This is a genomic window from Bergeyella porcorum (assembly GCF_042427575.1).
In the GTDB taxonomy this organism is placed as follows: Bacteria; Bacteroidota; Bacteroidia; order Flavobacteriales; family Weeksellaceae; genus Bergeyella; species Bergeyella porcorum.
Genome location: NZ_JBHMFD010000012.1, coordinates 22,207 through 35,586 on the forward strand (window position 1 = coordinate 22,207; position 13,380 = coordinate 35,586).

Genomic DNA, 13,380 nt, shown 5'->3' on the forward strand with positions numbered 1-13,380 from the left:
GAATAAAAGAGGATTAATAAAATATGAGTCACGACAATTCATCTATTAATACAGAGGAGCAAGAGTTTAATTTATCAGAAATTATAATGCCTTATTTGCAAAAGTGGAAGTGGTTTGTAGTTTCTGCTTTCTTGGCGTTATTGGTCGCTTATTTCTATCTTAAAATCGCTACACCAGTTTACAAAGTAGAATCTACGGTGTTGGTGAAAGAGGCAAAAAACTCTGGTGGTGGGGCAGAAATGGATATGCTAAAAGACCTCTCTGGTTTGGGGGGGATGAGCTCCAGTAGTATTGACAATGAAATTGAGATTTTTAAGTCTAAAAAACTGATGACCAATGTGGTGGAGACTAAAAATCTACAGGTAGAAATGATTTCTGATGAAGGGCTAAAAAGTAGAGAACTCTATGGGGATACGGCACCTTACATTGTGAATGTGATTAATGAGAAAAAAAATCAGAAATTTCCTAAAGAACTGCTTACTATAGAGGTAAAAGGAGATGTCATTACGCTACATTCTGATGAATTAACAAGTGAGGTAAAAGGACACCTAGGAAAGACCATCAGTTTACCGTATGCCAATATTATCATTACTAAAAATCCTCATTTTGATGCCGTTAAAGCTAAAGAATTAGGTGAGCTGAAACTATCCATCGCTACCAAAGAAGGGCGAGTAACTCAGTTGCAGAAGGCTCTTGGAGCACAGTTGGTAAACAAAGATGTAACCGTTATAGGGCTTTCAATGAACTATCCTAATGTGGATAAAGCTAAAGATATTCTCAATGGCTTGGTGGTGGCATACAACCAAGATGCAATGCAGGATAAAAACTCACAGTCTAACGAGACGATGAAGTTTATTGAGGATAGAATAAAAGTGATTTCTAATGAATTAGAATCTGTAGAATCTCAGAAAGAACGCTTTAAAGAGCAAAATCAATTGACGGATATTGGCACTGAAGCCAAGCTTAACCTTGAAACTACTGCCCAAGCAAGAGCTAAGCAATTGGATATTGATGCTCAGATGCAGCAGGCAGATGCTTTAATTAGCTATCTTAGTAAAAGAGGAGCTTATGAAGTGTTGCCTTCCGCGGTGGGATTATCAGACCCTGCATCAGCATCTGGAATTAATTCTTACAACGAATTGGTGTTAGAACGAAATCGTTTGTTGGCTTCTGCTACTCCAGAGCATCCAGCGGTGATTAATATATCAAAACAATTGAACGACTTAAAGGGTTCCATTCTTCAAAGTTTACAAAAAACAAGAACGGGATTGCAAATTGCCAGTGGAGAACTGCAAACGGAGCAAAACAAAGCAACGGGAAAAATCTCTCGTCTTCCAGCGATTGAAAAAATGTTCCGAAATATTGAAAGACAACAGCAGATTAAGGAGCAATTATACCTTTTATTATTACAGAAAAGAGAAGAAACAGCCATTTCCTTAGCCATTACAGGAGATAAGGCAAGGGTGATAGACCAAGCCTACGCTTCTGAAAAACCTGTTGCACCAAAGATAGTGATTATTCTTTTGGTAGCATTGGTTATAGGATTGCTCATTCCATTTGCATTGATTTATCTATTCGAGTTATTAGACAATAAAATCAAAACCAAGCACGATATAGAAAAACTCTCTTCTACCCCTGTGATTGCAGAATTGCCAAGGATAGAAAAAGGACAGCCAGAGTTGGTAGGGATGAACGACCTTTCTCCAATGGCAGAGGCATTCCGTATCCTCATCACGAATATGAATTTTATGTTGCCTAAGAAGCGTAAAGGCAAGGTGGTTTTTGTAACTTCTACGGTAAAAGGGGAGGGGAAAACACACGTTTCTGTCAATTTAGCTCTTACTTTGGCAACACCAAGCAAGAAAACCATTATTATCGGTTCTGATATTAGAAATCCTCAGTTGCAGAGATATAACGAGGCAAGAAAAGGCTTAGCAGGGCTTACAGAGTTCTTGTATGATGAGAGTACGGCCTTAGAAAGCATTGTACATCCATCCACTTACAACCCATATTTGGATGTGATTTATTCAGGAAGTATTCCTCCAAATCCTACGGAATTGCTTACCAACGGAAGGTATGAAGTACTATTGGAACAATTGCAACAGACCTACGATTACATCATAGTGGATACCGCTCCGCTTCTGTTGGTAACCGATACGCTTCTGTTTGCAGACTTAGCAGATGCCACCCTCTATGTAACGCGTTCTGGCTATACAGAGAAAGGATTGATAGAATTTGCTAATAAGAATATTAAAGCAGAGAAGATTAAGAATGTAGCCTTTGTATTAAATGATGTAGCTAAGAGTTATTTTGGCTACGGAAATAAATACGGCTACGGCTATGGAGCGAAAGAGAAAAGTTTTATAGAGAAACTAAAAGAAAGATTTTAATAATTATCAATTATCAATTATCAATTATCAATTATCAATTAATTGAAAATAAATTACTGAAAATAGAATGGAACACGATATAAGACCTTGGGGAGAGTATTGGGTGCTGGAAGATGCGGAAACACACAAGGTAAAAAAGGTTTTAGTGAATCCGCAGGGAAGGCTTTCGTTGCAATATCACAAGTATAGAAGTGAGGTTTGGACGATTGTTTCTGGTGTGGGAACGGTAACGATAGATGGGGAAGTGAAAGAGTATAATGTAGGAGAAGTTGCTTATATTCCGCAGGGAGTTCATCATAGAATTGCTAATTATGGAGAGGTACCGCTTATATTCATAGAGGTGCAATATGGGACTTATTTCGGTGAGGACGATATTATCCGTATAGAAGATGACTATAAAAGAGATTAAAATGAAGATTATCAATGTAGTTCTTACCGGTGGAGTAGGGAGCCGTCTATGGCCACTCTCAAGAAAAGAAAGACCGAAGCAATACCTCCACTTGGTAGAAGGGAAATCTCTCTTTCAGCAGACTGTACTCAGAAATCAAACCATAGCAACCGATTTGATGATTGTGGGCAACAAAGACAATGCCCCGCTTTCTAAAAAACAATTAGAAGAAATCTCTGTAACCAACTATATAGAAATCACAGAAGCCGAACCAAGAAATACCGCCGCCGCTATTGCCTTTGCGGCTTTTTCTGTATCTGCGGAAGACATTCTTATCGTAACACCGTCTGACCATCTGATAGAAGATTTAGAGCTTTACAACCAATGTTTGGAGCAAGCGGTACGATTGGCGGAGGACAATGCCGTGGTAACTTTCGGACTAAAACCTACCAAGCCCGAAACTGGCTATGGGTATATTCATATTCAGAATAATAAGGTGCTAGGATTCCGTGAAAAACCTAATAAAGAGACCGCAGAAAGTTTTTTGAAAGCGGGTAGTTTTTATTGGAATAGCGGTATGTTTTGTTTCAAAGCAGGTGTTTTTTTAGAAGAACTAAAGAAATACGAACCAGAGGTGTACAACAAAGCTAAAATCGCTTTTGATTTATCACAAAATGGCAAATTACCTTTAGCAGAGAGTAAAGAAATTCCGTCGATTTCGGTGGATTATGCCGTGATGGAACGCACCAAGAAATTGAAAGCCGTTATCGGAGCATTCCGCTGGTCGGATATGGGATCTTTTGAATCGATTTACGAATATCTATTAGCGAAAGGGCATCCAACGGATAAACACGGGAATATGGTCATCGGGACAGATATCCACACCGAGTTTTTAGGCTTTAAAAAATCTATTTTGGTCTTTACCAACGATGCGATTTTAATCCTGAAAAAAGAAAAAGCCCAAGATGTAAAAGGGATTTACGAAAAATTAGAGAAGGGAAATAGAGGATTGGTGTAGAGGAAAAACAAGCGAAGGTGAAGGAAGTAAACGCTGCCTATACGCACTATATAATGGAAAAGGGCGAAAGCCAAGATGCAACTAAGAAAAAAGATGAAGCCTTTAAAGAATTAACGGATTGGGTACGAACCTGCTATGCTGTAGCCAAAATAGCGCTGAGAGAGGATAAACAACTCTTGGAAAGCTTAGCAAAGCTGGTGAAGGGGAAGAGAGAGAAAGTAAAAAGTCCGATAAGAAGTAGAAGCTTTTCGGACTTTTTGAAATAATTAAAAGATGCAAAAAGAACTTAAAGGAATAGCAATTAACGCATTGTATATGTATATGGTACAGGGGTTGAATATACTCTTGCCCATTTTGGTACTTCCATATTTACTAAAAACCCTGTCGGTAGAAAGTTTTGGGGTGTATAGTTTTGTATTTGCTTTTTCGCAGTTTGTGATTTTGTTTGTAGATTTTGGATTTAATATTTCAGCTACAAAAAAAATTGCAGAAAATTGTGAAAATCAGAATTTGGTGAGGGAAACTTTTTGGAATATTATTTTTATTAAATGGATGTTATCTATTATATCCTTATTACCTGTGGGAATTTTGATGGCATTTGTTCCAAAGATTGGAGTCTATACCGAAGGAATTTTTTATTCTTACATAATGGTGTTTGGGAATGTGTTTTTTCCACTATGGTGGTTTCAGGGAATGAATAAAATGAAGCCTTTGGGAATGATATCCGCTGTTTCTAAAATACTTACTTATCCGCTTATTTTTGTTTTTGTAAGAGAGAGTACGGATTATCTAAGTGCAATAGTTATTCAGTCTTTATCTTTTTGTTTATCGGGAATTTTGGCTTTTTTTTACATTTATAAGAATTATAAAAATTACTTTTCTGACATAAAAATTGCTCGAAAGATAAGCGTTTATAAGGAAGAGATAAAGGAGGCAGTTCCTATATTTTTGTCCAATTCTACCATTAGCCTTTATACGAATAGTCTTACACTGATGCTGGGGGTTTTCTCTACGAATTATAATGTTGGGTTATTTGGGGCAATGGAAAAGATTGTAAGAGTCATTTGTTTTGGGATTTTTAGCCCTATCAATCAAGTTTGCTTTCCTGTGATTGCACAGATGAAGAGGGATAATTTCCAGAAAGCGAAGAAAATATTTTATCTGATATTGGGGATTACTTTTGGGGTATTGAGTCTGTCTTACATCACATTTTTATTGGCGGAAGATTATATCATTACTCATTTTCTGGAAGGGTATAAAGGGATTGATACGATGCTAAAAATCTTTATGCTAATGATTTTTCCTATTGCTTTGGGAGGGATAGTAGGGCAGTTAGGTCTTTTGGGGCTAGGAGGAAAGAAGGAGAAAAGGATTTTCTCTAAGATATATATTTGGGTAGGAGTAATTAGTTTGCCTTTTTCGCTATTATGTATAAAATATTACGAACTATGGGGGGCAATTGGAATAATGATGGTGGTAGAGGTAGTGATATTTTTATTGATGGTGATAATGGTTGTAAAAAATAAATTGATGTAATGGAAGTTTATTACACAGTATTTATTATAGCATTCTTGCTATGTTTCTTTGATTTTATTCATTTTAAAATCATAAAACTGATACCATACATAGCTTTTTGTTTGTTTACAGTAGGTGTGGTTGGTTTTAGAGAGGTTGGGATAGATAATGATGGGAAGCATTATGAGTTTATGTTTTATTTTTATGATCGTTCTTCATTGTCAGAGATTATAGCAGGAGGATATGGCTATATGGAGCGTGGATATGTATTACTTAATAAATTAGTTTCATTTTTAGGTTTCGATGTTCATACTCTATTTATGTTGATGGCTGTGATGACAGGACTAACAAGTTATTATTTTTTTTATCAAAAGAGTCGATATGTATTTTTGTCCTTATTATTCTATTTGTCTTTCTATTTTTTATACAGAGATTTTACACAGGTAAGATATGCTTTTGCCTCAGCACTATGTTTTTGGGTGGTAGATTTCTATCTAAATAAAAAATATAAGAAAAGTATTTTATTTTTTTTATTGGCTGTCTTATTTCATAATTCCGTAATGATAATAATTCCAGTATTGTTGGTATTGATATTGGTTAAAAATAATAAAATATATTTTCTATCTTTATTACCAACTATAATAATTGGAAAAATGATTAATCTATTTCCTTTATTATTAATAATGGGATTAGCAAATGACCATATGATGCTGTATTTGGATGAAGATGGAGGGGGAGGGCTGATGATCTCTGCAGTAGGATTGATTATTATGATTTTATATTATTTGGTAACAGCTAACAAAAAAGAAAAAGATTTCATAATGGATTCCTATTTTAAAATTTTATCAATAGGAGTCGCTTTGAACTTTTTATTTATTCAGTCAGCCATTTTTCAAAGATTTACATTTATATTATTTCAGTTTGCCATATTACTATTGCCTTATACTTTAAAAGAGCTTAGTAAAAAGGTAAAAATGAGAGAAGCATTTATTTTGATTTATTTTATTACCGCTTGTTTTCTTCTCTATTACGGTTTGAACATGATAGATGAAAATTTAGTAAGACCATATAAAACATTCATAGAATAATGATTGACATACTTTTAGCAACTTATAATGGTGAGAAATATATACAGCAACAATTGTATTCTTTGTTGACACAGACTTATACCAACTGGCGATTGTTAGTACACGATGATGGTTCTAACGATAAAACTATTGAAATTGTTAAGAAATTTCAAGAAATAGATAATAGAATAATATTAATAGAAGATGGAATCAAATGTGGAGGAGCAGGAGAAAACTTTTTGCATCTATTGAAAAACTATGCCGAGGCAGAGTATATTATTTTCTGTGACCAGGATGATATTTGGTTGGAAAACAAATTGGAGATAATGTATGAAAGGTTAAAGCAGGAAAAAGAACCTTCTGCGGTATTTGCAAATGGTTATCTTTATGCTCCAAAAAAGGGAATTACAGGAGAGATACCTTCGCCGAAATTACAAAATTTCAAAGATTTATTTTTCATAGCAGGTGGTTTACAGGGCTGTTCTTTAATGTTTAATAAGAAACTTTTTGATGTCATTAAAGATTATGATGGCTATATGACAATGCACGATTTTCTTATCACTTTGGGGGCTATTAGTTTTGGTCAACTAATTTATTTAGATGATAAATTAATGCTATATAGGCAGCAACATGAGGGGAAAACGACTTCTAATGCTGATACTAGTATCAATAGTAAAATGAGAAATAGATTTCCTGTAATTGATGAAAAGCATCATCGTTCATTTGTTGGTTTTAATGAAAAATATAAAGAGCTTTTTGATGAAAAAGAAAGACATCTTTTTTCAGAATATTTGAAAATTTATCACTCCACAAGTTTATTGCAATGTATTGGTTTGGTATTAAAAAATCAGTTTAAATTAAATCATTCATCTTTATATCTTATTATGAAGATGTTGTTAAGGCCTATAAAATAGAATATTTATGGAATTATCAATTATAACAGCAACATACAATAGAGGATATTGTTTAGGTAATATATACCAAAGTATTTTAAGGAACAAATATATAGATAAAATAGAATGGATATTAGTTGATGATGGTTCTACTGATAATACAGAAATAATAGCATCTGAATGGTCTTCGGAGGGTAAGATTAATTTTAGATATTATAAGAAAAGTAATGGGGGGAAAACAAGTGCTGTCAAATTAGGATTTGACCAAAATCCTAAGGGTAGATATACTTTTGTATTAGATTCAGATGATTATCTTGCGGATAACGCAGTAGAAATAATTTTAGAGCAAATAAAAAAAATAGATGAAAGTAGATATATAGGTGTTTTGGGGCTAAAAGCTTATACCAATGGAGAGATTGTAGGTGAAAAATTTAAAACAGGGGAGTCTAATTATATTAATTTGTATTTTGGTAAAAATGCGATAAGTTCTGATAAATTATTTATAATTAGGACATCGATTTATAAAGAGAGTTATGAGTTACCTTTTGAAGGGGAAAAATTTTTACCGGATAATATTCCTTATATTAATGCTAATGATAAAGGTTTGTATAAATTGGTTAATGAAATATTTTATTATGGAGATTATTTAGAAGAAGGAATGACCAATAATGTTTTTAAATTAGCTATGAATAATATAAATTCTTACATATATGAAAAAAAGAAACTACAAGCAGAGAATTTATCTTTTAAGAATAAAAATTTAAATACAATCAAATATATAAATTATTCTATACTAGCTAAAAAAAGTTTCAGACGAACAATTAATTATTCAAATGATAAATTGCTAACATTTGTTTGGTATTTACCTGTTTTATTCGGATTGTTTTATTATAGGAAGAAAAAATTAAATAAACTCAATAAAAAGTAAATTAGATTATTTCCTAAATGTAAGTGAAATTAAATAATTTTGTTATAGATATATGTTCATCAATATTTAGAGGGTTGTTTAAGAAAAAATAGATGATACATTTGTAGGTAAATAAACTAAAATTATAAAAAATAGAAAAAATGAAGTTTCAATTAGTCTTCTTATCACTATTTTGTTGTCTATTTTGCAATGGACAACAAAATTATAATGTGAAGGATTTTGGAGCAGTGCCAAATGATAATAAGGATGATTGGGAAGCTTTTCAAAAATGTATCAATTCGGCGATAAGTCAAAGCGAAATTCCTTATATTTTCGTGCCAGAAGGAGAATATATCATTTCTGATGAATTAATTTTTGATTTTCTTGAAAAGCAAGTAAGTTTTGTAGGGGAAAACAAAAATGGAAAAATTCCTATTATTAAATCTGTTTCAAAAAAGAATTTGATCTGGGCAAAAGGTTTTCTATTTACGCCATCTAAGGGTATTTTTACTATTAAGAATTTTAAAATTATAGGCAATAATACACCTTATACACCCGCCCATAATAAAATAAATAAAGCCGAATGGAATGCTGCAATTTTAATTACAGATAAAAATCAAGCATATGTGGATAATGTCATTGTAGAGAATCATTATGGACAAGGGATTCATATATCAACCACACAGCAGGAGGGTATTGATTTGAGTAGTCGTTTTGATAAAGTAGTGATTCAAAACTCTAAAATTAATGATGTTTGGGGTCATCATCCAAAATCTGATAGTTACGGAGATGCCATCTATTTATCCAATGTAAAATCAGCAGAAATTAAAAACAATATCATTTTCAATAATATTTTTAGAACCAAACAATTCGGAAGAGCAGGAATAGTGGTGGAGTATATGGCAGAAAATATAAAAATTATTAAAAATAAAATACTTGGAGGATACGATAGACCTCTGCATATTGAAGCTACTTATGGAGGGCATCTGGTTGAAAATAACGAGTTTAAGGGTTCTGATATGGGGTTTATTATTGCAGAAAATCTGTCTAATCAACATCAATCATCTATATTTAGAAATAATATTTTTACCAATGAAGGGCTTATAAAAGATGAAAATTTAAGAAAATCTTACGGCTATGGGAGCTACGGAGACAGAGCGTTGGTTTATATCGTAACTAATGGAGAAAGTTCTTTACAAATGAAATTTGAGAAAAATCATTTTATTGTGAAGGATGATTATGAATATGAAACGAACGCTATTATAAATAATAGAAGTTCTAATATTATTTTTGAATCTAATTCTTTTCATTCAGGAAACAGAAAAGGGTTGGGAATTTTTAATTACGGAAAAGGAATGTTAAAGAAAAATAAAATACAAAAAACAATTTTTGTTAAATAATGAAAATCTTGCACATCATCAATAGCTTACATACAGGCGGAGCGGAAAAATTAGTGGTAGATACTCTTCCTTTATTTGAAGAAAAAGGTATAACCGTAGATTTGGCTTTACTCAATGCCCATAAAACACCTTTCTATGAAAAATTAATGCAGAATTTTAAGGGGAAAGTGTATGGATTTTCTAGAGGAAGTGTGTATAATCCTATGCATATTTTTAGGTTGATGCCATTGCTTAAAAAGTATGATGTCATTCACGCTCACCTGTTTCCTGTGCAGTATTTTTTGGTTTTGGCAAAGATTTTATCATTTTCGAGAGTTAAATTAATCTTCACAGAGCATAGTACAAGCAATAGAAGGTTGCAAAACCCTAGATTAAGATGGGTAGAGAGGTTTATATACCAATATTATGCTAAAATAATTTGTATTACAGAGGAAGTGAAAAAGCAATTGAAAATAAACCTACAGATTCCAGATAATCAGCTACAAGTGATAAATAATGGTATTAATATAGAGGAGATAAATAGACAAGAAAAATATAGTAGAGTGGATTTTAACTTTTCCTCCGAAGATAAATTGCTCATTATGGTTGCAGGTTTTAGAAGAGAAAAAGATCAAGATACTGTAATAAAATGCTTGAAGATTCTTCCCGATAACTATAAACTAATTTTAGTAGGTGATGGAGAAAGAAGGAGTGACTTAGAGAAATTAGTTTATGATCAGCAGTTAGGCAAAAGAGTTTTTTTCTTTGGATTAAGAAGAGATGTGATAGCTTTGATAAAGATGTGTGATGTAGCAATCTTATCATCTCATTGGGAAGGTTTTGGATTAGCAGCTGCAGAAGCAATGGCCTGTGGGATTCCAACTATAGCATCAGATGTAGAAGGTCTGAATAAAGTTGTTGAAGATGGAGGAATACTTTTTGAAAGAGGTAATGTAGAGGATTTAAAGGAAAAGATATTATCTCTGAATAATATTGAGTATTATGTAATGATTTCCGGCAGAGGAAAGAATAAAGCTAGTAAGTATAATATATATAGTTTGATTAACAAACAAGTAAATTTGTATAAAAATATATAGCAGAATCTAAGAACTAAATAAAAAAAGTATTATGCAAAAGAAAGTATTGCATATAGTTACAATTTCATTTGTAATTAAACATTTTTTTGGAGAGCAATTTAAATATCTAAAAAATAAAACAGGTAATGAATATTACTTAGCATGTTCATCATCTGATGAGTTACAGGAATGGAAAGAAGAATTGAACTATATTCCTATTCCAACAGAAATAACACGTGAAATAAGTCCAATAAAGGATATCAAAGCAATTTATCGCTTAGTTAAAGTAATGCGGAGAGAAGAATTTGATGTTGTAGTTGCTCATACACCTAAAGGAGGTATAGTAGGAATGGTAGCAGCTTATATTGCTGGAGTAGAAAATAGAATTTATTTCCGTCATGGTATAGCCTATGAAACTTCAGTTGGTTTAAAGAAATTTATATTAAAGAATATTGAGAGAATAAGTGGGCTATTAGCTCATAAGGTTGTTAATGTTAGCTATGGAGTAAAGAATTTTTCTATAAAGGATAGATTAAATGCTAAAGATAAAAATATTATTTTAGGAAAAGGTACATGCAATGGAGTGGATGCTCTGAAGAGATTTAATCCTAATAGTTATACTGAGGGGGAAATAGAGAATCTTAGGAAAAAATATGAAATAAAAAAAGATGATTTTGTGATAGGTTATGTTGGTAGATTAGTTCATGATAAAGGGATTGATGATATAATCGATGCTTGGAAAGAGATAGAAACAGAAAAAAAATATCAGAATCTAAAGTTGTTACTAGTGGGGCCGTTTGAGGAAAAGGATTCTGTTAGAAAAGATGTTAGAGAATATATATATGATAGCAAAACGATTATATATACGGATTATGTAAGAGATGCTGCTCCTTTTTTTAGATTGATGAATGTATTCATATTACCAACCTATAGAGAAGGATTTCCGACTGTATCTTTAGAAGCTTCATCTATGGCTCTACCAATAGTAATTACAAGAGCTACAGGATGTGAGGAGGCAATAATAGATGGAAAAACGGGTGTTTTCATATTAAATGAAAAAGAAAGTATAAAAAAAGCAATAGAGTTTTATAGAAACAATCCTGACATATGTATTGAGCATGGCATAGAAGGCCGCAAATTTATATTAGAAAATTTTGAGCAAACAATAGTTTGGGATATTATTAACAATAAATTGAAGTATTAAAACAATTTCAATGAAAACCATCATTACAGGAGCGTCGGGGTTTGTAGGACAAAATTTGTCTAAATATTTAGAAAACAACGGTGTAGAAGTGTTGAGATTCTCTTTGAGAAATGCTAATTGGCAATTAGAACACAAAGCAGACGCAATTATTCATCTAGCGGGTAAAGCCCACGATACGAGCAATACCTCAGACGAACAAGAATATTTCCACGTCAATACCGAGCTTACTAAACAGTTATTCGACGCGTTTTTAGATTCAGACATTCGAGATTTTATATATTTCAGTAGTGTAAAAGCAACAGCAGATACCATCAATGGAGTTTTGACGGAAGAACATCTATCGCTTCCGCAAACCCCTTACGGAAAATCAAAACTCGAAGCGGAAAAATATCTTTTAGCTCAAAAATTACCCGAGGGAAAGCGTGTGTTCATCATCCGCCCGTGTATGATACACGGTGAGGGCAATAAGGGAAATCTTAGCTTATTATACAAAATTGTAGAAAAAGGTATTCCTTGGTTTTTAGCTTCTTTTGAAAACAAACGCTCTTTTCTGTCTATTGATAATCTGAATTTTATGGTATTTGAAATTCTCAAAAGAAAAGAAATTTCATCAGGAATTTATAATTTTGCTGATGATGAGTACCTATCTACCAACGAGCTGATAACGATTATTTCTACAACATTGAACAAAAAACCGAAATTGTGGTACTGGTCGGAAAATTGGATAAAGAAAATAGCACAGTTGGGAGATAAGTTCTCGCTGCCACTCAATTCCGAACGATTGAAAAAACTCACAGAAAGTTATGTCGTTTCTAATCAAAAAATAAAAACGGCTTTAGGAATAGAAAAACTGCCTCTTACCGCCAAAGAAGGCTTAGAAAAAACCATTAGGAGTTTTGCAAAGAAATAAGTATTGTATCGCAATATGGGTTGCCGTAATGGTGGTTGCGATAAATAACCATTAAAAAATAAAAAAGAATGATACGATTTTTTGACTTTATATTTTCATTTTTTGGGATACTATTCTTATCTCCTATAATGTTGATTTTATATATTATAGGGCTGTTTGATACAGGTTCGCCTATATTTGCACAAGAGCGAGTCGGGAAAAATAAAAAGCCTTTCAGGTTGTATAAATTCCGAACAATGCATAAGGATACAGCATCGGTAGCATCGCATTTGGCAAGTAAATCTTCGATAACCAAATTTGGAGGTTTTCTAAGAAAAACGAAGTTGGACGAATTGCCACAGCTCATCAATGTGCTTATTGGCGATATGAGTTTGGTAGGAGCAAGACCGAACTTGTTTAACCAAACCGAACTGATAGAAGAACGCGAAAAACGCGGCGTGTATAACTATCTTCCAGGGATTACCGGTCTTGGACAAATCAACGAAGTAGATATGTCTACTCCGAAAAAACTAGCAGAGTTGGATGCCGAAATGTATCAAAACCTAGATATCAAAACCTATTTTCGATACATCTTTGCCACCGTGGGCGGAAAAGGACAGGGGGATAGAGTACGGTAGGAGATATAAGAAAATC

General features: G+C 32.9%; 13 protein-coding genes. All 13 read left to right on the plus strand.

Features of this window, described 5'->3' with window-relative positions:
- Window positions 1-23 precede the first annotated feature (23 nt).
- The 13 genes from ACFFUE_RS06630 (at window position 24) to ACFFUE_RS06690 (ending at window position 13,364) form a co-directional block, all read left to right on the plus strand.
- Entirely contained in the window at window positions 24-2,390 is a 2,367-nt protein-coding gene (locus ACFFUE_RS06630; RefSeq protein ID WP_376833774.1) for a GumC family protein, read from the plus strand.
- A gap of 67 nt (window positions 2,391-2,457) precedes the next feature.
- The gene (locus ACFFUE_RS06635; protein ID WP_376833776.1) at window positions 2,458-2,799 is read left to right on the plus strand and encodes a phosphomannose isomerase type II C-terminal cupin domain; all 342 of its coding nucleotides are present in this window, start codon (window positions 2,458-2,460) and stop codon (window positions 2,797-2,799) included.
- Window position 2,800: 1 nt separating this feature from the next.
- Complete coding sequence (locus tag ACFFUE_RS06640; RefSeq protein ID WP_376833778.1) at window positions 2,801-3,796, plus strand: mannose-1-phosphate guanylyltransferase; 996 nt, start codon at window positions 2,801-2,803, stop codon at window positions 3,794-3,796.
- A gap of 17 nt (window positions 3,797-3,813) precedes the next feature.
- Complete coding sequence (locus ACFFUE_RS06645; protein ID WP_376833780.1) at window positions 3,814-4,062, plus strand: hypothetical protein; 249 nt, start codon at window positions 3,814-3,816, stop codon at window positions 4,060-4,062.
- A 7-nt stretch (window positions 4,063-4,069) separates the two neighbouring features.
- Window positions 4,070-5,332: an oligosaccharide flippase family protein gene (locus ACFFUE_RS06650; protein ID WP_376833782.1), complete on the plus strand. Its 1,263-nt coding sequence runs from the start codon at window positions 4,070-4,072 to the stop codon at window positions 5,330-5,332.
- Window positions 5,332-6,399 (plus strand): EpsG family protein, encoded by a 1,068-nt coding sequence (locus tag ACFFUE_RS06655; RefSeq protein WP_376833784.1) that lies wholly within the window; start codon window positions 5,332-5,334, stop codon window positions 6,397-6,399. Before ACFFUE_RS06650 ends, ACFFUE_RS06655 begins: the two co-directional genes overlap by 1 nt.
- Window positions 6,399-7,292, plus strand: a complete 894-nt coding sequence (locus tag ACFFUE_RS06660) for a glycosyltransferase (protein WP_376833786.1) — start codon at window positions 6,399-6,401, stop codon at window positions 7,290-7,292. The genes ACFFUE_RS06655 and ACFFUE_RS06660 overlap by 1 nt, the downstream gene beginning before the upstream one ends.
- Window positions 7,293-7,299: 7 nt before the next feature.
- A complete protein-coding gene (locus ACFFUE_RS06665) occupies window positions 7,300-8,199 on the plus strand; it encodes a glycosyltransferase family 2 protein (protein ID WP_376833788.1) in 900 nt (299 codons plus the stop codon).
- 140 nt (window positions 8,200-8,339) lie between these two features.
- Window positions 8,340-9,578 (plus strand): glycosyl hydrolase family 28-related protein, encoded by a 1,239-nt coding sequence (locus ACFFUE_RS06670; protein ID WP_376833790.1) that lies wholly within the window; start codon window positions 8,340-8,342, stop codon window positions 9,576-9,578.
- Complete coding sequence (locus ACFFUE_RS06675; protein WP_376833792.1) at window positions 9,578-10,654, plus strand: glycosyltransferase family 4 protein; 1,077 nt, start codon at window positions 9,578-9,580, stop codon at window positions 10,652-10,654. Before ACFFUE_RS06670 ends, ACFFUE_RS06675 begins: the two co-directional genes overlap by 1 nt.
- A 31-nt stretch (window positions 10,655-10,685) precedes the next feature.
- A complete protein-coding gene (locus ACFFUE_RS06680) occupies window positions 10,686-11,837 on the plus strand; it encodes a glycosyltransferase family 4 protein (protein WP_376833794.1) in 1,152 nt (383 codons plus the stop codon).
- Window positions 11,838-11,847: 10 nt separating this feature from the next.
- The gene (locus ACFFUE_RS06685; protein ID WP_376833796.1) at window positions 11,848-12,747 is read left to right on the plus strand and encodes an NAD-dependent epimerase/dehydratase family protein; all 900 of its coding nucleotides are present in this window, start codon (window positions 11,848-11,850) and stop codon (window positions 12,745-12,747) included.
- A 68-nt stretch (window positions 12,748-12,815) separates the two neighbouring features.
- A complete protein-coding gene (locus ACFFUE_RS06690; protein ID WP_376833798.1) occupies window positions 12,816-13,364 on the plus strand; it encodes a sugar transferase in 549 nt (182 codons plus the stop codon).
- Window positions 13,365-13,380 lie beyond the last annotated feature (16 nt).